Source organism: Steroidobacter cummioxidans (genome assembly GCF_003104955.1).
In genome coordinates this window covers 156,619-177,927 of sequence record NZ_LSRW01000002.1, presented here as the reverse complement: position 1 = coordinate 177,927, position 21,309 = coordinate 156,619, and the positions used below count along the sequence as shown (strand labels likewise).

Here is a 21,309-nt window from a genome sequence, read left to right as displayed (position 1 = left end):
TCCCGGCGCCGGGCACGGCCGGAGCGCTTGCGCTCCTACACCGCACGTCCCTGATGAGCCCTGCTGTTGCGGTCCCGTCCCTGTACCGCAAAGCCGCCGGGACGAGGTAGGTCACTCCCGACGACGCCGAAGCGTCACAGCGGCTTTCGCGCGTGACTTATCTCCGACCCGGCCGACGTCGGCTATAGATTTCAGCTTGCGCGGTGTAGCAGCGACAGCAGCGGCCGCGCTTTAGCGCGGCCGCAACTGCCGTTGCGACAACGATCAGCCTCAAACTCACAACCAACGGTTGGGGGTGGGAGCAGAGTCACGCGCGAAGTTGCTGTGACCTTTCGGCGGCGGCGGGAGCGACCTACCTCCGCCCGGCAGCTTTTCGGCACATGGACGGGGCCGAAACAGCAGGGCTCATCATGGACGTGCGGTGTAGGAGCGCTAGCGCTCCGGCCGTGCCCGGTGCCGGGCGGAGGTAGGTCGCTCCCGTCGACGCAGACCACTAACGCCTCCGACAGCAACGACGACGCGGACCACCGACGCCTCTTAAATCTTATCGAGCGCGAACAGTCCACCCATCCGCATCGTTCCGAACATCCAACGTCTCATCACCCTTCAAGAACTCCGCCAACGACGCCGGATCCGTCGCATCGAACACGCCGTTAATTTTCCTTTCCGCCACAGCCGGATCCTGAATGCGAATCGCGCGAGGACTGTAGCGAGCAAACTCCGCAGCCGCCGCCGACAACGGCGTGTCTTCGAAGATCAGCCTTCGCTCTGTCCACGACGTCACCTTCTCCGTATCACGCAGCGACACTCGAATCGCAGGTTGAGACTTCGCGACGATCAGCTGATCGCCGACCGCGAGCTCGAATTCGCTGATGGCTTTATCGGTCGCGGCTGCCGAGCGCTCGGCGGCATCGCGCTGATTCACGCGTACGCGACCTTCCAACACAGTCACGACCGTGCGTGAGTCATTGGCCTTCACATTGAATGCTGTGCCAACCGCAACAATGTCAGTTGCACCCGTGCGCACACGGAACGGACGATTCGGGTCTTTGGAAACGCGGAAGATCGCTTCACCCTCCAGCAATTCAATCGCCCGCAGGTGATCTTCGAAATGTGCCCGCAACCGAGACTGACTGTTGAGCTCAACCACCGAGCCGTCTTCCAGCGTAATGGAGCGCTGCTCGCCCACAGCCGTCACATACTCCGGTGCGAGCCACTGTTCGATCTGTGAGCGTCCGGCAAGCAATCCAACCAAAACAAATACGCAGGCAGCCGCAGCTGCCATTGACCATCGCACCGCCTTGCGTTCGGTGCGAGTAACGAAGACGGCGGGTTGATCGAGCAGCGTCACATTCGCTTCAGCACTGACCTTAGCCTGCGCAATGAGCTCTGCCATATCCGCATCCGGCCACAGCTCGCGCTGACTCATGCGTCCCGTGAGGCGGCTCAGTCGCAGGAACTCATCCACGTGCTGGCCCGACGAGCGCAGCCAAACGAAGAACTGCCGTCGCTCGGCCTCGGTGCAGTGCTCATCCGACAGCACCGACAGCCAATGCGCGGCGCACTGCCGGGCGTGCGTCGTGGCTGGATCTCGGGTGTTGTCTTGATCGGATTGCATGGGTCAATCGAACTCGATGTGCTCGCGGAGGTGGGCGTAACCGGTGGTCAACATTCTTCGCACCATCCGAGGCGTGACCCCCAAATGGCTGGCGATCTCATCGTGAGACAGGTCCTCACGCAGCTTCAGGTACACCACCGCTCGCACCATGGGCGTCATCGTCTGCAGGGCCGAGTCGAGCTGCGCCTTGAATTGCGCGTCGTCGAGCAGCGATTCCGGGGTGGCGGTCGCGACCAGGGTGTCCAGTTCGGCGTCGCTGTGGGGGCGGGCGTGGACGGCTCGCATGCGCCATTCCTGGGCGACGTTGCTGGCGACCCGGTACAGGTAGGCCTGCGGCTCCTTGATGTGCTCGATCTGTTCGACCCGGAGCAGGCGGACGTAGACCTCCTGGGCCAGGTCCTCCGGGTCGATGCGGCCAGGCAGCCGACGGCGCAAATAGCGCGTCAGGCCCGCGTTCCAGTGGCGGGCCCATTCGGCGATGCGTTGGCTGCGGCCGGAGGGCATGTCGGCGGGCGTTTCCCGGATGGCTTTCGATGAGGCTCTGGGGCTATGAGGGGGCGAGGGCCGAAACCTGCCCGGAGCATAAGATTTATGGCCGGGGCGTGCTATTTCCGGGGGCGCTGGCGGCGTACCTTGGGCCCATCGAAACAGGAGGCCGACATGCAGAACATCCGACGCAGTAACGAACGCGGCTATGCCGATCACGGCTGGCTGAAGTCGTTCCACACCTTTTCGTTCGCGGATTACTACGATCCTCGGCACGTCGAGTTCGGTGCCCTGCGCGTGATCAATGAGGATCGCGTGGCCGCCGGCGCGGGCTTCGGGACGCACGGGCATCGGGACATGGAGATCATCAGCTACGTGCTCGATGGCGAGTTGGCGCACAAGGACTCGATGGGCACCGGCGAGACCATCCGTCCCGGCGACGTTCAGCGCATGAGCGCGGGGCGCGGGGTGACGCACAGCGAATTCAATCCGTCGCGCGAGCGGCCGGTGCATTTCCTGCAGATCTGGATTCAGCCGAATCAGCGGGGCGTGCAGCCGAGCTACGAACAGAAGCACTTTGCGGACGAGGAGAAGCGCGGCAAGTTGCGGCTGATCGCGTCGCCCGATGGGGCGAACGGCTCGGTCACGATCCATCAGGATGCGAAGGTGTATGCCGGCTTGATCAGCGGCGCGGAGCAGGTCGAGTTTCCGATCGGCGCCGATCGTCAGGTGTACTTGCACGTGGCGCGCGGCACGGTGACGGCCAACACCAACGTGTTGAATGCGGGCGACGCGCTGGCACTGACGGACACTGCGGCATTGTCCCTGACTAATGGATTGGACGCCGAGGTGATAGTGTTCGATCTGCAGCGAGTTCCCTCTGGAGTGCGGCAGTGACAATTGAGTTGATGATTCCTTCGCGACGCAAGGACCTGGGCGGCTTCGAAGTCGGCCGGGTCCTGCCCTGGACCCAGCGTCGCATGGTCGGACCGTTCATTTTTTTCGACCACATGGGGCCGGTGAATTTTCCGCCCCAGGTACCCCGCAAGACCGATGTGAGGCCGCATCCTCACATCGGCCTTTCCACCATCACGTATCTGTACGATGGCGAGATCGTGCATCGGGACAGTGTCGGCTTTCATCAGACCATCCGGCCGGGTGAAGTGAACTGGATGACGGCCGGGCGCGGCATCAGTCATTCGGAGCGCTTCGATAGCATTCGCGAAACCGGCGGCTCGCTGAATGGCATTCAGGCGTGGATTGCGTTACCGGAAGCGGCGGAGGAAGCAGCGCCGGCCTTCGTGCACTTCGATGCGCATCAGTTACCGTCGCATGTGGACAAGGGCTTGAGCGTCAAAGTCATCGCTGGCTCGGCGTATGGCATGACGAGCCCGGTGACGACGCATTCGCCATTGTTCTACGTGCATCTCGAAATGGATGCTGGACGGACGACGGATGTTTGCGGCGGTTACAGCGAGCGTGCCATTTATGTGGCCAAGGGTTCTGTGCGCATCGATGGCGAGCAGTACGAGACGGGACAGATGGCGGTGCTGTCGCCGGGCTCGATGCCGGCGATCACTGCGATCGAGCCGTCCATCGTGATGCTGCTCGGGGGCGAGGCGGTTGGGCCGCGCCACATCTGGTGGAACTTCGTGTCATCGAGCCAGGAGCGGATCGAGCAGGCGAAGGCGGACTGGAAAGCGGGACGTATCCAGCTGCCGGTCGGCGACGATCAGGAGTTCATTCCGTTGCCGGAAGATCCGCCGCCGACGCCGCAGCCGCTGTAGTAACGCCGCCGCGGCGGTGATGCCGTCAAAATCGATACATCACCGCCGCGTCGAACTGAAAGTATGAATCGTCTGCGACGATCGGGCTGTCCTTCGCGTCGCCTTGCAACTGTGCCGCGGCCGCGCCTGCGGCGACGATCCAGCGCGGGCTGAGCGCGTAGACGGCGTTGACGAAGAGTCTCGCGTCGCCGACACCGCTTCGCGCTTCATACTGAGACAAGCCCGATCTACGGCTTTGTTGGGGGTCGACGGCGAAAAAACTTTCGGCGTATTCATCGTCGATCCAGCGCGCCGCGATTCCATAGCTGAGCGAGAAGCGCTGCGTGATGTCGGTGCGGCTTTGCAGAGTCAGTTCCGCGACGGTGCCATGCCCTTGATCGGCAATGTCGGTCGATATAGCCGCCGTTGCAGTCACGGGTCCCAGGTTGTAAGCGCCTTTGAGCCGCGCGACGGCCGTGCGATCCACGTCGCCGAGGCCGCGCAGATGTGCTGAATCGGATTCATCGCGCCGTGTGACATCCGGCGCCAGGGATAACGTCAGCGAGCTGCGATCGCGGCGGACCAGGTATGCTCCCAAGCCGTCCGCGTTCAGAAACCAACGATCGCCGTAAGTCACATTGAACGCCGGCAGCGGCAGCACCTCGTGCGAGTCACTGCCGGGAAAGTCGGGCCGTGCGATCACGCCGACGCCGGCGGTGACTTGCCACGACTGTTCGTGAACGTCGTCACGATGCTGAGCAACCAGATTTCCGGCGTAACAAAGGCCGACGCCGCTGAATATCAGCAGCGCAAGACGGGGCAAGAGCATGATGGTCTCCCGAGTAGGCGAGACCAGCATAGGGGGCGAGACTTAGCGCAGACTTAATCCGGCGGCTGCGTCTCGGCGGCGAGCTCGGATGCGGCCGAAGGTTCTTCATGCTCAACTGCAGCCGGCTTGGGCGCTGGCTGCAGTGTCACGAGCGCGGTTTCAAAACGCATCCGCGCGATCAATCCCGAGCCGTCGACGCGATTGATCAACTCCAACGCGACGCGATTCCGTTCCGCTGCGTTCTTGGCGATCGCAAGGCCGAGTCCGCTGCCTTCCGTTTCTGCGCCCTCGATACGGAAGAACCGATCGAACACACGTGGCAGCAGTTCGGCAGGAATGCCGGTGCCGTTATCGGCGATTTCGACAGTCACAACACCGGTGTCTCGGTGCAACGTCACATCGACGATACCGCCGGTCGGCGTGTAGCGAAGCGCATTGTCCAGCAAGTTGTGAATCAGGCTCCGCAACTCGTCTTCGTTCGCGTGCACGGTTGCGTCGATATCTGCCGCGTAGCCGAGGTCGATACTGCGCTTGTCCGCGAGTGCCATGAACTCAGCAATGCTGGACTTGAGCATGCCGTCCAGCTGGATCGCGACCGGCGGATCCGCCGGCCGCGGCGATTCCTGACGTGCCAGTCGCAGTAACTGCTCGACCAGTCGTTTGGTCCGCGCCAGGCCCGCTTCGAGCTGCTTCAACTGGTCGGCCGACGCCGTATCCGGCATACGCGATTTCAGATTCTCCAGCTGCAAACTCATCGCCGTGATCGGCGTGCGCAGCTCGTGTGCCGCGTCCTGCACGAAGCGACGCTGAGCGCTGAATGCATTTCGCAACCGAGCCAGCAACGTATTCACCGCCATCACCAGCGGCTTGATCTCACAGGGCGCATGCTCGACTGGCAGCTCAGTCAAGCGGTGCTCATCCTGTTGCGCGGCTGCGCGCGAAATCAATTCGAGTCGGCGCACCGCGGGCCGCATGCCGAACCACAGGAAGATGGCCGAGATCGGAATCATCAGCAGCACCGGCAGCGCCATCTGCAGTGCCTGCGATTTCGCCAGATGGCGGCGGAAATACAGGCTTTGCGCGCTCTGTACGGTGCGATCCGGGGATTGCAGGGTGTAAACGCGCCAGCGCGAGTCGCCGATGGTTACGTCATGAAAGCCTTGGGAAGGCTGCCGCTGCAGATCCAGCTCGGGCCAGGACGTTGCCACCAGTCGTTGGTTGCGATCCCAGATCTGCACGAACATGTCGCCCTTGTCGACCACGTTATAGCGAGTGAGCGGTCGTAATACCGGCGCGGAGCCAGACGCTCCAGCGTGCGACTCGGCGAACAGGCGCAGCTGATTGTCCATGAAGACGCTGACCATGCTGCCGAACACGTAGTAAGTCACGATCGCTGCGGCGATGGCTGCCACTACATAGAGTGGCAGCAACCAGGTCATGAGTTGTTTGCGCAGCGATTTCTTCATGACGCGTCCTTGCTGACGCGCCAGCCGAGGCCGCGGACGTTACGAATCACATCGGCGCCGAGCTTGCGACGCACGCCGTGAATCAGAACTTCGACCGCATTGCTGCTGACCTCTTCGCCCCAACCATACAACCGCTCTTCCAGTTGAGTGCGCGACAGGATCGCGCCCGGCCGTTCGAGCAGCGCATGCATGAGACGGAATTCCTTGGCGGATAGCAGGATCGAGCTGCCGGCGTGAGTCAGCTCGCGGCTGGAAAGGTCCAACTGAGTTTGCGCCGTGCCGATGGTGGATTGAGCGTGCCCGCCGACTCTGCGAACGATGGCTCGCATGCGCGCCAGCAGTTCGCGCATTTCGAATGGCTTGACCAGGTAATCGTCCGCGCCGACATCCAACCCTTCGACGCGATCATCGACGCCGTCTCGCGCAGTCAGCACCAGCATGGGGGTGCGATCGCCGTCCTGTCGGGCGCGGCGCAGGACTTCGAGTCCCGAGCGGCGGGGCAATCCTAGATCCAGTAACACGGCCGCATAGCCGCCCTGTGCCAGAGCGCCTTGCGCCAGCACGCCGTCTTTCACCCAATCGACGGTCAGGCCATTCTCGGTCAATGCCTCTCTGAGGCTCTGACCGATCATGTTGTCATCTTCAACCAGCAGGATGCGCATGCGCCGCACGTTCGGGGACGAACGTGCGGCTGTCAAGATGGGTGCCCTCGAATCGGCGCAGGGGTCGATTACGCGGCGCGGGGGAGCAACTCTCCAATCGTGTCGTGCGCCTGAGCCAGACTCTTTTCGCGGGCTGCGTCGCCCATGGCCAGGCCCTCGGCAAAGATGAAGCTGACATCGGTGATGCCGATGAAGCCGAGGAACTGTTTCAGGTACGGCGTCTGTGTATCAGCCGCGTCGGCATAGAAGCCGCCGCGAGTGATGAACACATACGCCTTCTTGCCCTTGAGCAATCCTTCCGCGCCGTTGGCGGTGTAGCGGAACGTCACGCCGGCGCGCGCGATGTGATCGAAGTACGCACGCAACGTCGAGGGGACGCTGAAGTTGTACATCGGCACCGCAAACACAATGGTGTCGGCGCTCTTGATCTCCTCGATCAGCGCATCGGAATACGCGTTCACTGCGCGTTGCTCTTCAGTGCGCGCATCGGGCTGCGACAGGAACGCCTGGAAGCGCTCAGCCGTCAGGTGCGGCACGGGCTCGCTGGCGAGGTCGCGCGTGATGACGCGGCCTTCGGGATGCTGGGCCTGCCAGTCAGCGACGAAGTGCTGGGCGAGGCGGGAAGACTGACCGTTGGCGCCGGCCAGGCTGGCATTGATCTGTAGCAAAGTGCTCATGAGGACCTCCGAATCAGCCTTGTTTTCAGTGGTCCCTATTTAAATATTGAATGGATCGATTAAAAAGCTGAAGATTTCGGTGAAATTCATCGACTGGATCGATATATGGTCACTCGCGCATCCAAGTCCCCTGCCAAAAAAGCCTTGCCTGCCATGCGGTTACCTCACATCAGCATGGAGCAGTGGCGCTGCCTGATTGCGGTCGTCGAGGCCGGCGGTTACGCCCGGGCGGCAGAGGCGCTGCATAAGAGCCAGTCGTCCGTGACCTACGCCGTGCAGAAGCTCGAATCGACCCTGCAGGTGAAGGCATTCGAGATCCAGGGTCGCAAGGCCAGGCTCACGTCGGTTGGCGAGATGCTGTACCGGCGGGCCCGCTTGCTGCTCGAGGATGCGGACGCGATCGAGCGCGCAGCGGGTCGGGCTTCGGCGGGGTGGGAAGCGGAGATCGCCATCGCGGTCGAGATCCTGTTTCCGAACTGGTTGATGTTTCAATGCCTGGATCGCTTCGGCAAGGAAAGTCCACAGACCCGCATCGAATGGTTCGAGACCGTGCTCGAGGGCACGCCCGAGGCATTGCGCACGGGCAAGGCGGATCTGGTGATCACCGGCATCATTCCGCCTGGCATGCCGGCGGAGCATCTGATGACGGTGCGCGCCACCGCGGTCGCGCATCCCGATCATGAGCTGCACAAGCTCGGCCGGCCGGTGGAATATCGCGATCTGCGCAAGCATCGTCACATCATCGTGCGCGATACGAGTGCCAAGCGCGACAAGAAAGCGTTGACGCTCGATGTCGCGCGCCGCTGGACCGTGAGCAACATGAGCACGTCGATCGGTGCGGTATCGCGGGGTTACGGGTTCTCGTGGCTGCCCGAAGAAAAGATTCGCACGGAGCTGCGTAACGGCGAGCTGAAACCGCTGCCGATGCGAGATATGAATCAACTCAGCCGATCGTTGTATCTGGTCTTTGCCGATCGTGAGGGCGCCGGGCCAGGCGCGTTGCGGCTGGCGCAGATCATCAAGGAAGAGGTGAAGAATGCCTGCCTCGCCGCCGGGCATGAGCAGGGATGATTGCGGTTGAGGTGGCAACGCCGACAGCTACGGCCTGAGCCTGCGGCAAGGGTTTGCCGCCGACGCGGCAAGGAAAAACCGCCAGCCTGGGAAGGATCCGCAGTAAACATCGCTTGCTGCTCGGCCTTATAGGGGCATTCAGGGTTGGTCTTATCCAAGATTTTCCGCTACGCAACGATAACTGATCCAACCGGTGAATACCCGATCAGCGGCGGGCGCCGGACCTACAAGAAAGAACTAGGAGAGGTCATGGGTCAGCTGGATGATAAGAAGATGTCGCCATCCCCGGCAGCGGAACGGAAGTCCGGGCGCGCGGTGTTCGACGAAGGTCGCACGGTGTGGGAGTGGCAAACTGCCACCGGTGTGTTCGAGCGTCATGTGAGCGAAGAGCAACTGGCCCGCCTGGAGCACGCAGGCTTGCGGCTGGTTGAACCATCCGACATGGGGTGCGCCATCTACGGCGCCGATCAGACGGGGAGTCAGGCGGCGTACAGCACTCGCAAACAAGTGTTCGTGGGCCGTCCCGCGCCGGTCGCTCGCGTCGCGCCGCAAATCGGTGCGCTTCGTCAGTTCTGGCGCCGGTTGCTGCCGTCGAGTTGAGATTGCATCACTGGCCGATGCGGTCTTCGTTGTCCCAGAGAAAACGATAGTAAGCAATGCGTTCCGGGTCCGGCTCGATGTCATAGGCCCGGAAGAATTCCTGTTCCCACCCCGGCCCGTAGTTGTAATCGAGATTGACGCTCGCGACGGCCAGGTCGGCCCAGCGGTCGGCCACGCCCAACGAGCCGAGATCCACATGGCCGATCGGGTTGGCATCGGCACCCATGAGGGTGTTTGGCGAACAGGGATCGCCATGACATACGACCAGGCGGTCGATCGGCGGGGTGCCAAGCTCACTGGCAGGAACGCGGTAGCCCGTGCGTTTCTCGGGCGACCATTCGAACGGACATTCGGCGATCGGCAGCGTTTCGTGAAGTATGCGCAGGCCACGTCCGATGGCTCGCGCGGCGAGCAGCGGTTGTGAGAGCCAGGGTTCCATCACGGCGCTCGTGCCGGGCAATGCGGCTGTGATCAACCACTGAGCTGCGTCGTTCGCGCCCCAGTCCAGCACGCGCGGAACGTTGTGGTATCGCGCGGCCCATTGCAGCCGGACACGCTCCGCGTCCAGATCGAGGCCGGTCGTGTGCGGGCTCCATTTGATGAAGCGTGCGCCCGCTCGATAAGTCGTACCGCCGCGCTCGTTGGTCCACACGAGCTTGGGTCGTTCATCGGCGCACAGTTCCAGGACTTTGGGCGGGACAGGTTCAGTCAAGATTGGATCGTCTCGTTGTTGCATACTCGAGCCAGGCAACGATAGCGGAGATTGGAAGGATGCGAGCCTCGATGTCGGTTGCGCCGGTTGCGTATGCACACTCCTGACGCTCTCATCAGGCAAGCCGTCGCGTCAGACATTGCGGGCATGCATCGAGTGCGCATGTCCGTCCTCGAGAATCGGCTCGTGTCCCGGCAGCTGTCTGAACAGGATTACCTGCTCGAGATCGAAACCACGGGCCGGGGCTGGGTGGTCGAGCGGGATGGAAACATCGTGGCCTTTGCCATCGGCAATGCGGCCAACGCCAGCATCTGGGCGTTGTTCGTCGAGCCCGGGCAGGAACGTCAGGGTTACGGCCGTCAATTGCACAAAGTCATGGTTGCGTGGCTCTGGGAGCACGGACACGATCGACTGTGGCTGACGACGGAGTCGGGCACTCGCGCCTCGCGCTTCTATGAGGCGGCGGGCTGGCGCCTGGCGGGAACGAGCGCCGATGGTGAATTGCGCTACGAGTTGCGCAGGCCGGAATAGAGTATGTGGCGACCTTTGTTTGCGGTCGTACTGTTCAGTGTGATGCTGCCGGCCGCAGCCGTCGATTTCTCGTGCCTGCAATACGGACCCCTTCAAATCCCCGGCACGATCGTGCGTCAGACCTACGCCGGTCCGCCGGATTACGAGAGTGTGACCAAGGGCGATGAGCCGCGGGTCATCTGGATTCTGCAGCTGGAGCAACGCACCTGCGTCGATGCCAACAGGCAATATCCCCGAGAAATCATCCAGCTGGAGATCGAGTTGGCATTGGCGCCGGAGCAATACCAGCAATATCGATCCCTGCTCGGACAGAAGGTGCTGGTCACCGGCGAGTTGCGGCACGGCGGTGCCAACTATCAAAAACGTCTGGTGATCACGCCGGACGATATTCGCAGAACCAGTGTGCTGCCCTGACCGGGCGGCCGGCGGACCGCCCTGCGGCCGACAAGGTTACTTCGGCGTGAGCTTGCCTACCGTGGCGCTTTCTTGTTGTTGGGCAGCGCTGAATTCCTCGGCGGACACGAAGCCGTCGCCGTCGGTGTCGAGCTCGGCAAAAGTCTGCGACAGACTGCGGTCGAAGCCGGCTTCGGAGCGGCTGATGCGGCCGTCACCGTTGCGGTCGAGTGTGGCGAACGATTCGGCCGCCACCAGTTTGTCCTTGGCGTCATCGGCGCGCGCGCCGACGGCGCTCAACAGACAGGCGCTGCCAGCGATCGCGGCAAAAACAAGCTTTTGCATCATCAGGTCTCTCATCCCTTCGTGGTCCACGGCGTCCCAGCGGTCGCCGCGCGTATTGCAATGTATGCGCTATGAATGCTCACTGAACCCTGTCGCTGTCGTCGATCGCATACATAGAGCCTCCCTGTTGGAGGGCTGTGGAACGACCGGGTAGGATCGTGAACAGATTCAGTTCGGTAGCGCGAATATCCCAGGAGAATCGGTATGGCCAAACAAAGTTCCAAGAAAAACGGCGGCAAGGGCGATGCGGTCGCCATCGACATCGGTATTAGCAGTAAAGACCGCGAAAAGATTGCGGATGGCCTGGCAAAGGTGCTGGCCGATACCTATTCGCTGTACCTGAAGACTCACAATTTCCATTGGAACGTCGAAGGGCCGATGTTCAACACGCTGCACCTGATGTTCATGGGGCAGTACACCGAGCTGTGGAACGCGCTGGATGCGGTGGCCGAGCGCATCCGTTCGCTGGGCTATCCGGCGCCGGGCACCTATAGCCAGTTCGCCCGCCTGACCTCGATCGAGGAGACCGAGGGCGTGCCTGAAGCGATGGAGATGGTACGGCTACTGGTCGCCGGTCATGAAGCTGTTGCGCGCACCGCGCGGGCGGCGTTCCCCGCTGCGGAAAAAGGCGGCGACGAGTCCACTGCAGATCTGCTGACCCAGCGTCTGCAGGTTCATGAAAAGACCGCGTGGATGCTGCGCAGTCTGTTGAAGTGATCGTCAGTGAGCGCGCCCGCTGCCTCTCAGCGGGCGCGTAGTAACGCGTCAACCGCGTTCTGCGCATCTTCATCCAAGTCCTGGAAGCGCAGCGAAATCCGGAAGCCGTCCATGCCCACGCAGGTACAGCAGACCACGCTGGTCCGCGCCTGCAGCCGCAGCGGATTGCCGTCCACGAAAGCGTCGACCCGCACCAGCGCGGTCTCACCTTCCCGCACCGTCCGGTCCATCAGCAGGCCGACGCCGGAGTTGGAAATCTGAATCGCTTTGCCCGTCAGCATGGTGGTATGGCCCAGGCGCAAGCTGGCCGGCCAGCGCATGGCCTTGATACGGGTCGCCCCAGCGTCGGAAGTGGGGCCATGCGAGCCGAAAAAAGACTCCATGTCAGCCGTGGTGCTTGGTTGTGAAACGATCGGGCAATGGCTTACGTCACCCGGGGTCGGGCGAAGCGTAACGCAGCCATGGAAAAACTGACCCCCGCACGCGGCGATGGCTGCTTGGAACTGTGAACCGGCTCTCGTCCGCTCGTGAGGGGGTGCCGTCCAGGGCCGGTACTCGGTGCGGGGCGGGGTGAACGAGAGCGCCGCTGCGGGTTACTATGGGTAACTGTCGGTTTACCACCATGACTTCGAATCCCAAAGACAGCGCGGCCCAGCCCACCGCCGAGGCGCCAGCCTCGGGGGGCGTGGTCAATCGTCACGAGCGGGTGCTCGATGAAGCCGCTCGTCAATTGAATCAGAAGGGCGTGTTGCTCACCTCGCTGGCGGAAATCGCCGCGAAACTGGGCGTCACGCGCGGGGCGATGTACCACTACGTCGCCGATCGCGAGGATCTGGTATTTCAATGCTATCGGCGCGCAGCCGAAATCATCGCGCGCCACCTGCGGGAAGCTGAGCGCGTCGGTGGTACATCGGCCGACATATTGATCGATTTCATCAGTCGCATGCTGGACCCGAAGGAGCCAGAGATCGCGGCCCGCGCCGAGATCGCGATGATGAACCAGACTCAGCGCGACACCATCCAGGGGCTGTACGACGCGCTGACTGCCCGGCTCGCCCATCTGCTCGAAACCGGGCACCGCGAAGGCGTGCTGCGAGCCTGCGACATCGAAGTGAATGCGCGCGTCATCCTGAGTCTGGTGACCTGGGCGCCGCTCGCAAGACCGTGGGCACATGCAGTCGGTCCGATGGGCGCGGAGCGCTTGCGGTCGGCGGTCATGGCAACGGTCCTCGAAGGATTCTCCACGCGTGCCGGGTTGCCGAATTATCAGCCGCTGGATCTTTCCGCGCTCGCGCCCCAAGTCGTCAGTGCGTTCGATCGCGACGCTGCGCTCGAAGCGAAGCGTGAAGCGTTGTTGCGAGCCGCGTCGCGCGCCTTCAATCGCAAAGGCATCGATGCCACGTCGCTCGAAGAGATCGCCGCTCAGTTGGGAACGACCAAGCGCACGTTCCATCACCACATCGGCAGCAAGCAGGAGGTGGTGTCGGCTTGTTACGAGCGCGCCTTCCGCATCTTTCTATTCATCAAAGACCGCATGCTCGAATATTCGGGCACGCGAATGGAAGCGTTGTCCGCATCGATGGACGCGCTGGCGCGCGCTTATCCCAACGAAGACTTGAATCCATTGTCGCCGCTGGTCGGGCACGGCGCGTTGTCGCCGGAAGGTCAGGCGAAGTTCGCGGTGCGTTCCGATCAGCTCGGCGACGCGTATCACGAGTTGATCCGCCAAGGCGCGCGCGAGCAGACGATCAAAGAGGTGGACGTGCATGCGCGTGCGCTGATGTTGCCCGGCCTGCTCAGCTGGCTGGTCAAGGATGACGTGCCCACCGACCCGGTACAACAGCAACACATCGCCCGCGAAATCGCCAATCTGGTCGCCGTGGGGCTCCAGGCTCGTTCATGAAAATCATCTACAGCGATCGTCACCGTCTGCACGCCGGTGACAGGGAAATGTATCGTGGTCAGATGGTGCCGTGCTTCGAGAAGCCGGAACGCGCCGACTTCGTTCATGACGCGGTGAAGGCTCGCAATTTCGGGCCGATCATGGAGCCGCAGGAATTTCCGGTATCTGCGCTCGAGCGCGTCCATGCGCCGCGCTACATCCGCTTTCTGGAAAAAGCCTGGGATCTGTGGACTGCGCAGGGCTACACGAACGACGCGTTGCCCGCCGTGTGGCCGGTGCGAGGTTTGCGCAGCGACATCGAGCCTGAGACCTTCTCGGGCAAATTGGGCTTGTATTCTTTCGACAGCGGCACGCCGCTGATGGCGGGCACGTGGACGGCGGCGAAGCTGGGTGCTGACATCGCATTGACCGCGCAGCAGATCGTCAGTGGCGGCGAGCGCGCGGCGTTCGCGTTATCGCGACCGCCGGGCCATCATGCGGGCCCCGATTTTCTCGGCGGCTACTGCTTCGTGAATAACGCTGCGGTTGCGGCTCAGGCGTTTCGTGACAACGGCGCGAAGAGTGTCGTCGTGCTGGATGTGGACTATCACCACGGCAACGGTACGCAGACCATCTTCTACGATCGCAGCGACGTGCTGTTTCTTTCCATCCACGGCGATCCGCGCACCGAGTATCCCTTCTTCCTCGGGCACGCCGACGAGACCGGGGCTGGCGAGGGGCTCGGCTACAACAAGAACTATCCGTTGCCGGCAGGCAGCAGCAATGCGCTGTGGTTCGATGCGCTGGGCGATGCGGTCCGTCGCATCAATGAGTACCAGCCGGACGCGCTGGTAATTTCACTCGGCGTCGATACCTTCGCCGACGATCCGATCTCCAAGTTTCAGCTGCGCGAGCCCGAGTACCTGAAACTCGGCGCGCAGCTCGCGGCCCTCGGACTGCCGACCGTGTTCATTCTCGAAGGCGGCTATGCCGTCGCCGAGATCGGCCACAACGTCGCGCAGGTGCTGCAGGGATTCGTAGACGCCGTCTGATCAGGTTTGCGCGCCCAGAGTAAACATGAACTGCGCGCCGGTGCGACCGTCGCTGCTCGCCCAGATCTCGCCCCCGTGCCGTTGAACGATGCGTTGGACGGTCGCCAGGCCGATGCCGACGCCCGGGAACTGCCGCGCATCGTGCAGGCGAGTGAAGGGCTTGAACAGTCGATCAGCCTGATTCGGATTGAAGCCCGCGCCGTTGTCCTGCACTCGATACACCAGTCGCCCGGTCGCGTCGCGATAAGCGTCGAGCTCGATGCGGCTGCGCTCACGCTTGGAGCTGTATTTCCACGCGTTCGATAACAGGTTCTCCAGTACCACGCTCATCAGGCCGGCATCGGCCGTCACTCGCAAGCCCGGCGCGATGCTGACGTCGACTTCGCGTAGTGGCTCGGCGTTGCGCAGGCGGTTCATGATCTTGCCCGCGATTTCGCTGAGGTCGGTCGGCTGCAAATACAGTTCGGTGCGCGTGATGTGAGACAGGCGCAGCAAGTCATCGATGAGCGAGCCCATTCGCGTGGTGGAGTCCCGCAAGCGATCGATCGACGTCGCCGGCAGCACGCCGGCGTGTTCGCGAGCCATGTCCAGCTCGGCATTCATGATTCGCAACGGCGCGCGCAGATCGTGCGACACCGCGGATGAAAACGCCTCGAGCTCCTGGTTCACCGTCTGCAGCTCGCGCGTGCGCTCGCGAACCTGGCGCTCCAGATTTTGATAGACATCGATATTTTCCATCGCCACTGCGGTCGTGTTCGCGAGCGCTTCCAACAGCATCAATTCCTGGGGCGTGCACTCGTGATGCCTGGCCCAGTAGTTGCCAATGGCACCGATCGGTGCGTAGGAGCGAATCGGCACCATTGCGAGGCTGTGCACGAAGGTCGGCCGATACGCGGCGTGTGGAATGCGCGAGTCCTTATAGATGTCGGGAATGATGGCGGACTGGCTGTTGAGCATGGCCCAGCCGCTGATGCAGGTCTCCAGCGGAAAGCGTTGGCCTTTCCAAAGCGGCGAGATCGCGTCTTCGTCGACGTAATAACAATAGGGGCCATCGCGCAGTACGAAGGTCGCGCCATCGCAGCCAGTGAGTTGGCGGGCCGCCTTGCGAACGATGTCGACGATGGCCTCCAGCCCGCGCGCCAGAGATAGTTTCTGCACGACATCGACCAGCAACATCATGGCCGCTTGCGGAGGCGCGACTACCGGTGGCGGCGGTTTGATGTTCCGGCGCAGCGCTGCACTCAGCTGCCAAAGATGATCTTTGAGCACGTAATCGCTGGCGCCAGCCGCGAAACTTGCGGCCACTTCAGCGTCGAGCGCGGCGCCGGAACAAACGATCACCGGCACGTTGGGGTAGGCGGCCTTGGATTCGGCGATCGCATCCTCGGCGCTGTAGCCCGGCAGATTGTTATCGACCAGCACCACATCGAAGCCGCCGTCCTGCAACGCCGCGGCGTATTCGCTGGAGCTGCGGACTTGAATGAAAGTCGCCTGGATGCCTTGTCGCTGAATGCCGCGCTCGATAATGAGCGCATCGCTTGGATTGTCCTCAAGATGCAGGATCTTCATCTAACCTCAGTTCCTCGCACTCCGGATGGGCTCACCGGAGATTTTCCAATCCTGGCTGCGGCCGCGTATTTTCCAGCCGAGCGCGACCGGGACGTGTGCGCCCGGTCACGATCGAGGGGCAGCTAGGTATTTTCCCAGGCTCAAGTCTTCCATACCGGCAGGCTTTTGTAAGACAGGGATTACCGTGCCCCCAATCAATATCGCCACAGCACTCCGGCCGACGGAATCAGCGGCAGCCAGGAATTGAAATCGCGCACGTAGCTCACCGAGCCATCCGCGTTCTGCCGCGGCTTGTACTCGACACAGCAAGGATTCTCACGCGAGGTTGCATTGGTCACCTCGACGAACACATCCAGCGCACCGCGTGGCATGAGGAACGTGCGAGTCACGCGAAAATCCAGCGAATTGAACGCGGCAAACCGGCTGCGATTGCGCGCTGACAGATCGATGCTCGGCACGCCGGTCACCGGATCGATGGCCAGCTCGGTGGTTGGCCAGCCACTATGAAAGCTGTTGATGACGGTCGCGTTCCACGGGCCCCGTGCCCAGCTCACGCCCAGATTGATGGCATGTCGTTGATCCCAGCTGCGCGGCACGTCTGCGCCATCGACCCGATCGGTTGCCTGTGACCATGTGTAGCTGAGCCAGCCGCTCCAGGGGCCGCGCGGCCGCATCTGCATCAGCACTTCGACGCCTTCGGCGTAGGCACTATTGGCGTCGATCATGACGCGATCGAACTCCGCTTCGGGAAACAGCACCAGTGGATCGAGCATGTTCTCGAAGCGCGGATGGATGCGCCGATAGTTTTTTCGATACGCCTCGACACGCAGATTGAAGCCCTCGTGGAAGGCATGCTCGAGGCTGGCGATGAAGTGATCTGCATGCTGCGCGGGATAGAACGTTGCAATGCCGTCCTCGACCTGCAGCTCGTTGATGCCTTGGGATTGGAAGAAACGTCCCCAGCCGGCGCGCAGGGTGGTCGCTGGTGATAGCGCATAGAGCACGCTCATGCGCGGGCTCCATTGTTCGCCATCATCGGTGCCGTCATAGGTTTGCACGTCGGCGCGCAGACCGGCCTCGATCGTCCAGCGCTGACCGAGCGTGGTCCGCATATCCCAGTACACCGAGTTCTCATAGCCCTGCGGTGCCGGTGAGGCGCGACGCGAAGTCACCGAGCCGGGCGAGCCTGGGAACGGATAATCGGGCGAGACGGTGAGGTCGAGCTCATAGTTATAGTCGCCCCAGAGCTTGCGGACTTCACCGCCGAAACGATACTTGAACGCACCGACGTTCCAGGTGTTTTCCAGCCTCAGCCCTGCGATATGGAAGCTGCGATCGTCCTGAACGCGCCCGGAGCGCTGGCCCGGCTGCTCGACGAAGCCGCGGCGTTCGTTGACCAGGTCGGTGAACGAGCCGATGGCGCGGGTTGAGAAGTCCGAGGACCAGGCGTGGTCCAGCGTGAGCCAGCTGTAGATGTTTCGATACTTGGCGCGTGCCTGCTGGGCCCCGTCATCGCGCTTGGCGACGATCTGATCGCCAGAGGCGAGCGCGTCGAAAGAAATACGCGTGGAGTCGTTCAGTTCGTACTCGACGCGAGCGAAACCATCGGAATAGTCCGGCTTGCCGAAATCCTCTTCCGCGAACTGCGCCAGCTCGCCGAGGTTGCCGCGCCGAGCGGAGATCAGTGCGCGGCCGCGGCCGTTGTCGAAGTCAGTTGCCGCCAGCGCGCCGGTATTGAACAGGCTGATGCCAGCTTCGTAGTAGCGCTCACTGGGACGGATGGTGCGCGCGTCGATGATGGCGCTCATGCGATCGCCATACAGTGTCGGGAAGCCACCCGAATAGAACTCGATGCCATCGATCAGTCGGGAATCGAGCAGACTGACGGGGCTGTAGAAGTTCTTGAGATGAAAGGGCTCGTATAGCCGCAGCCCGTTCAGGACGATGGCCGTCTCGTTCGGCACGCCGCCGCGAATCGGCCCGAGGCTGGAGACACCGTTGGTCGCCGTACCCGGCAGTCGTTGCACGGCCCGCAACGTTTCATCTGCCAGACGCGGCATGGCCTGCACTTCGTCCTGGGTCAGGAATTCTTTGGGCGCGATGTTGTCGGCGGTCGCCAACACGTAGCGGCTGGTTTGAACGACGACCTCTTCCGGTTGTGCGGGCTCCGGCTTCGGAGCGGCGGCCGGCGCTGGTTCGGGCGTGGCTGACGAACCGCGCACGACGGCATAGACGCGAGGGGCCGCCTCGGACAAAGCCAGGCCGTGCGCGGCCAGAATTTCTTGAGCCAGATCCAGCCCGCGAGTCGCGCCGGGCTCGACCTCGATGCGCAAATTCGCCGGCACGATCTGGTCGTTGTAGATGAAGATCAGGCCCTGGGAGCGCAGATCCTTGAGCACATCGCCGACACTACGGCCCTGAAGCTGCGCCATCGCGGCGTGGCACATCAGCAGTCCCGTCGACAGGCAGGCGACGCGCCGCAGCGCTGACTTCATTGCGGTCCCACTGAGATCGATGGGGCGGGGCAGGGTTCCATAGCCGGGCCTTGAAAACGAAAGTGTATAGAGTTAGCGAAACCGTCCACACGAGCATCGCGCTCCACACATCGTGTGAAACGAAATGCGCGCCGCGCGCTTGCTGAGCGATACCGAATATCAGGCCCAACAGCACGCCGGCGGCCAGGCCCCATCGCGCGGCTACCCGACTGCGCTCGCGAAACACGAAGTATAAAGCCAGCAACGCGTAACCGGAGCTGGCATGTGCGGCCGGAAAGCACTGCGCGCGGCGCAAGTCGGCGGGGCGATGCTCGAACAGATGAAAGAAGGGGAACCGGCCGCCGAACTCGATCAGGTCGCGCGGACAGTCGACATTGGTCAGTGTTTTCAGCAGGCCCACCAGTCCCACCGACAGCACGACGGCGACGAAAAAGTACAGCGCGGGCCTGCGCAGCTCGTGCAGTTGCGGGCGGACCCAGCTCGCGATGCAAGTTGCCAGTGCCAGCAGCGCCACCAGGCGCATCAGCCAGGTGCCGTCACGATGGATCAGCTCATTGGTCCACCAGCTGTGCGCTCCGATCCAGCGCGACTGGGACTCATCGAAGAACAGCGCGTGCGCGATGTTGAGGTCGAGTGTGGTAGTGGCAAGCAAGGGGGCGAGCAGCACGAACACCGCCAGCGGCGCGCGCAGATGACGCCAGAAAAACGTCGTATTCGGCATGCGTCAGAACGATTTCCGGGTTTCGATCAGCAGTTGCACCGAATCGATGTCGTTGCTGCGATCCAGCGGCATGGCCAGATCGATGTGCAGGACATTGCCCAGGCCCGAGCGAGCGCTGCCGAGTCGCAAGCCGACGCCGACATCCTGAAGCCAACCGGACGGCGCGGCGGCATATGCGTCCTGCCCCCACGCGCGGCCGGCATCGTAGAACACCGCGGCGCCGACATTGAACAGCTTCAGCGGTTGCCACGAGCTGTAGAAGCGCTCTTCCAACGTGACCAACGCATTAGTCTTGCCCGCCTGATAGCGCAGCGGGTATCCGCGCAACCCGTTATCGCCGCCGAGCAGCAGCTGCTTCTCGGGATCCAGATGTGATGTGAGCGATGCCGCAACCGACGCGAAGAACACGCTGCGCTCGGACTGCCGCAGATAGAACCGGCTGTTGGCATCCAGCACGGCGTCGGCGAGCGAGCCGCCTTCCAGGCGTCCACGCCAGCCCAAGGTGTGAATGAGATAACGCTCATTGGAGAGATCGGTGCCGGTCTGCAATGCGCCGTTGACGATGAAGGCATCGCGAGTCGAGCCGAAGGCGGTGCTGGCAAAGCCTGCTTCGAGTCGCACGCTGCGGCCCAGATAGAGGTCTTCCGTGCGCCCGATCTGATCCAGATTGCGCGTGCTCAGATAGTTGTCTTCGATCATCTCGATGCCGACCCAGGGATACGCGACGGTGCGGTCATCGGGGATTGCCGCGTCGGGCTCATCCAGGCGTGTGTTGAATGCACGCGCGTCATAGCGAAAGCCGCCGAGGTAGCGCACGGTCCAGCCGTCGTGCAGGCCATCCGAAATGCCGCCACCGAATTCGAATTGACGCTCCTGCATGGCGAAGCGTTCGATGCGTTTGCCGAGCGAGTAACGAGAGATCGCGCTGTCTTCGCTGGAGCCGCTGATGTTCGCGCTCCAGCGCGAATCCAGAGCATAGAAAGGCCGCGACAGCGCCAAGGCCTGTTCCTTGCCGTCGCTCATGGACGAATACGCGCTGGAAAGCGTCCACCAGCTGCCCAACAAATGAGGATCGACGTAGGTCAAGCGCCAGGCGGTGCGATCGACGTTGCTGGAGCGCTCCATCCCGATCTGTTTGCCCAAGCCGAGGAAGTTGGTGTCCTCGAATTTCAAGCGAGTGTTGTTTTCGCCGCCCTTGCGGCCGAAGGAAAAGCCGGGACTCAACGTCCAGACGTCATGAACGCGCACCTCGACATCGACCGTGTTGTCCTCGTTGTAGCGGACCACGGTCACGGATGCTTCATTGAGATAGCGCTGGCCACGCAGCAGGCGCTCTGTCTCATCGAGCACGCGACGATGAAACGGCTCGCCAGGTCTGAACAGCAACTGCTGGCGCACCGTTTCGTTGTGTGTGGAGATGTGCAGGCCATTCACCATGCGATACGGCGCTGCCAGCGACTGGGTTTCCTCGAACACATCGTCGACTCGGATGTCGACGCGGCCGATCGTGGCGCCGCGCCGTTCGAGGTCTGCGTCCGCAGGCAATTGCGATTGATCGAGAGCCAGCTTGCCAGGAAGCATCGCTACCATCGTGTCGGCACCGTAGACCAGCGGTGCCATCAGCAGAGTGGATGCGGCAGTCGTAACAGCAATCCTGGAGAAGCTTTTCATCACGCCCCCATCGCCGTGCTCGTGGGGCGCGATGATTCGCGTCCAG

Annotated in this window: 22 protein-coding genes; 9 read left to right on the top strand and 13 right to left on the bottom strand. The window is 62.5% G+C overall.

What is annotated here, in order from left to right; translation table 11 throughout:
- Positions 1-544: 544 nt before the first annotated feature.
- Positions 545-1,618 carry a FecR family protein gene (locus D0550_RS01385; protein WP_116807296.1) on the bottom strand — a complete coding sequence of 358 codons (1,074 nt, stop codon included), beginning with the start codon at positions 1,616-1,618 and terminating at the stop codon, positions 545-547.
- Positions 1,619-1,621: 3 nt separating this feature from the next.
- On the bottom strand, positions 1,622-2,122 hold the full coding sequence (locus D0550_RS01380; protein WP_116807295.1) for an RNA polymerase sigma factor: 501 nt from the start codon (positions 2,120-2,122) through the stop codon (positions 1,622-1,624).
- Positions 2,123-2,278: 156 nt separating this feature from the next.
- On the opposite strand from D0550_RS01380, the gene D0550_RS01375 reads away from it, so the two are divergent.
- Positions 2,279-3,001, top strand: a complete 723-nt coding sequence (locus tag D0550_RS01375) for a pirin family protein (protein ID WP_116807294.1) — start codon at positions 2,279-2,281, stop codon at positions 2,999-3,001.
- Positions 3,002-3,012: 11 nt separating this feature from the next.
- Positions 3,013-3,891, top strand: a complete 879-nt coding sequence (locus tag D0550_RS01370) for a pirin family protein (RefSeq protein ID WP_116807293.1) — start codon at positions 3,013-3,015, stop codon at positions 3,889-3,891.
- A gap of 25 nt (positions 3,892-3,916) precedes the next feature.
- On the opposite strand, the gene D0550_RS01365 is transcribed toward D0550_RS01370, so the two are convergent.
- The 4 genes from D0550_RS01365 to D0550_RS01350 form a co-directional block, all read right to left on the bottom strand.
- Entirely contained in the window at positions 3,917-4,699 is a 783-nt protein-coding gene (locus D0550_RS01365; RefSeq protein WP_161965576.1) for a MipA/OmpV family protein, read from the bottom strand.
- A 53-nt stretch (positions 4,700-4,752) separates the two neighbouring features.
- On the bottom strand, positions 4,753-6,165 hold the full coding sequence (locus tag D0550_RS01360) for a sensor histidine kinase (protein WP_116807291.1): 1,413 nt from the start codon (positions 6,163-6,165) through the stop codon (positions 4,753-4,755).
- Positions 6,162-6,827, bottom strand: a complete 666-nt coding sequence (locus tag D0550_RS01355) for a response regulator transcription factor (protein WP_116807290.1) — start codon at positions 6,825-6,827, stop codon at positions 6,162-6,164. The genes D0550_RS01360 and D0550_RS01355 overlap by 4 nt, the downstream gene beginning before the upstream one ends.
- Positions 6,828-6,895: 68 nt before the next feature.
- Positions 6,896-7,504 carry an FMN-dependent NADH-azoreductase gene (locus D0550_RS01350; RefSeq protein ID WP_116807289.1) on the bottom strand — a complete coding sequence of 203 codons (609 nt, stop codon included), beginning with the start codon at positions 7,502-7,504 and terminating at the stop codon, positions 6,896-6,898.
- 105 nt (positions 7,505-7,609) lie between these two features.
- Here D0550_RS01350 and D0550_RS01345 point away from each other — a divergent pair, with 105 nt between their 5' ends.
- Positions 7,610-8,575: a LysR family transcriptional regulator gene (locus D0550_RS01345; RefSeq protein ID WP_241520682.1), complete on the top strand. Its 966-nt coding sequence runs from the start codon at positions 7,610-7,612 to the stop codon at positions 8,573-8,575.
- 249 nt (positions 8,576-8,824) lie between these two features.
- Positions 8,825-9,175: a hypothetical protein gene (locus tag D0550_RS01340; protein ID WP_153066993.1), complete on the top strand. Its 351-nt coding sequence runs from the start codon at positions 8,825-8,827 to the stop codon at positions 9,173-9,175.
- A gap of 7 nt (positions 9,176-9,182) precedes the next feature.
- On the opposite strand, the gene D0550_RS01335 is transcribed toward D0550_RS01340, so the two are convergent.
- The gene (locus D0550_RS01335; protein ID WP_206606027.1) at positions 9,183-9,887 is read right to left on the bottom strand and encodes an aminoglycoside 3'-phosphotransferase; all 705 of its coding nucleotides are present in this window, start codon (positions 9,885-9,887) and stop codon (positions 9,183-9,185) included.
- Positions 9,888-10,049: 162 nt separating this feature from the next.
- On the opposite strand from D0550_RS01335, the gene D0550_RS01330 reads away from it, so the two are divergent.
- Together D0550_RS01330 and D0550_RS01325 are read left to right on the top strand one after the other, a co-directional pair.
- Positions 10,050-10,418 carry a GNAT family N-acetyltransferase gene (locus D0550_RS01330; RefSeq protein WP_161965575.1) on the top strand — a complete coding sequence of 123 codons (369 nt, stop codon included), beginning with the start codon at positions 10,050-10,052 and terminating at the stop codon, positions 10,416-10,418.
- A 3-nt stretch (positions 10,419-10,421) separates the two neighbouring features.
- Entirely contained in the window at positions 10,422-10,832 is a 411-nt protein-coding gene (locus D0550_RS01325) for a DUF4431 domain-containing protein (protein ID WP_116807285.1), read from the top strand.
- Between the two features lie 36 nt (positions 10,833-10,868).
- Here D0550_RS01325 and D0550_RS01320 read toward each other — a convergent pair whose 3' ends face one another.
- The gene (locus D0550_RS01320; protein ID WP_206606026.1) at positions 10,869-11,186 is read right to left on the bottom strand and encodes an EF-hand domain-containing protein; all 318 of its coding nucleotides are present in this window, start codon (positions 11,184-11,186) and stop codon (positions 10,869-10,871) included.
- Positions 11,187-11,360: 174 nt separating this feature from the next.
- On the opposite strand from D0550_RS01320, the gene D0550_RS01315 reads away from it, so the two are divergent.
- A complete protein-coding gene (locus D0550_RS01315; protein ID WP_116807284.1) occupies positions 11,361-11,873 on the top strand; it encodes a Dps family protein in 513 nt (170 codons plus the stop codon).
- 26 nt (positions 11,874-11,899) lie between these two features.
- On the opposite strand, the gene D0550_RS01310 is transcribed toward D0550_RS01315, so the two are convergent.
- Entirely contained in the window at positions 11,900-12,256 is a 357-nt protein-coding gene (locus D0550_RS01310) for a PilZ domain-containing protein (RefSeq protein ID WP_116807283.1), read from the bottom strand.
- A 239-nt stretch (positions 12,257-12,495) separates the two neighbouring features.
- Here D0550_RS01310 and D0550_RS01305 point away from each other — a divergent pair, with 239 nt between their 5' ends.
- Together D0550_RS01305 and D0550_RS01300 are read left to right on the top strand one after the other, a co-directional pair.
- Positions 12,496-13,776 carry a TetR/AcrR family transcriptional regulator gene (locus tag D0550_RS01305; RefSeq protein ID WP_161965574.1) on the top strand — a complete coding sequence of 427 codons (1,281 nt, stop codon included), beginning with the start codon at positions 12,496-12,498 and terminating at the stop codon, positions 13,774-13,776.
- Positions 13,773-14,807 carry a histone deacetylase family protein gene (locus D0550_RS01300; protein ID WP_116807281.1) on the top strand — a complete coding sequence of 345 codons (1,035 nt, stop codon included), beginning with the start codon at positions 13,773-13,775 and terminating at the stop codon, positions 14,805-14,807. The genes D0550_RS01305 and D0550_RS01300 overlap by 4 nt, the downstream gene beginning before the upstream one ends.
- Here D0550_RS01300 and D0550_RS01295 read toward each other — a convergent pair whose 3' ends face one another.
- The 4 genes from D0550_RS01295 to D0550_RS01280 form a co-directional block, all read right to left on the bottom strand.
- On the bottom strand, positions 14,808-16,376 hold the full coding sequence (locus tag D0550_RS01295) for an ATP-binding protein (protein WP_116807280.1): 1,569 nt from the start codon (positions 16,374-16,376) through the stop codon (positions 14,808-14,810).
- Between the two features lie 194 nt (positions 16,377-16,570).
- Positions 16,571-18,871: a TonB-dependent receptor plug domain-containing protein gene (locus D0550_RS01290; RefSeq protein ID WP_116807279.1), complete on the bottom strand. Its 2,301-nt coding sequence runs from the start codon at positions 18,869-18,871 to the stop codon at positions 16,571-16,573.
- On the bottom strand, positions 18,786-19,592 hold the full coding sequence (locus D0550_RS01285) for a phosphatase PAP2 family protein (protein WP_116807278.1): 807 nt from the start codon (positions 19,590-19,592) through the stop codon (positions 18,786-18,788). Before D0550_RS01285 ends, D0550_RS01290 begins: the two co-directional genes overlap by 86 nt.
- A 3-nt stretch (positions 19,593-19,595) precedes the next feature.
- The gene (locus D0550_RS01280; protein ID WP_153066992.1) at positions 19,596-21,263 is read right to left on the bottom strand and encodes a BamA/TamA family outer membrane protein; all 1,668 of its coding nucleotides are present in this window, start codon (positions 21,261-21,263) and stop codon (positions 19,596-19,598) included.
- Positions 21,264-21,309 lie beyond the last annotated feature (46 nt).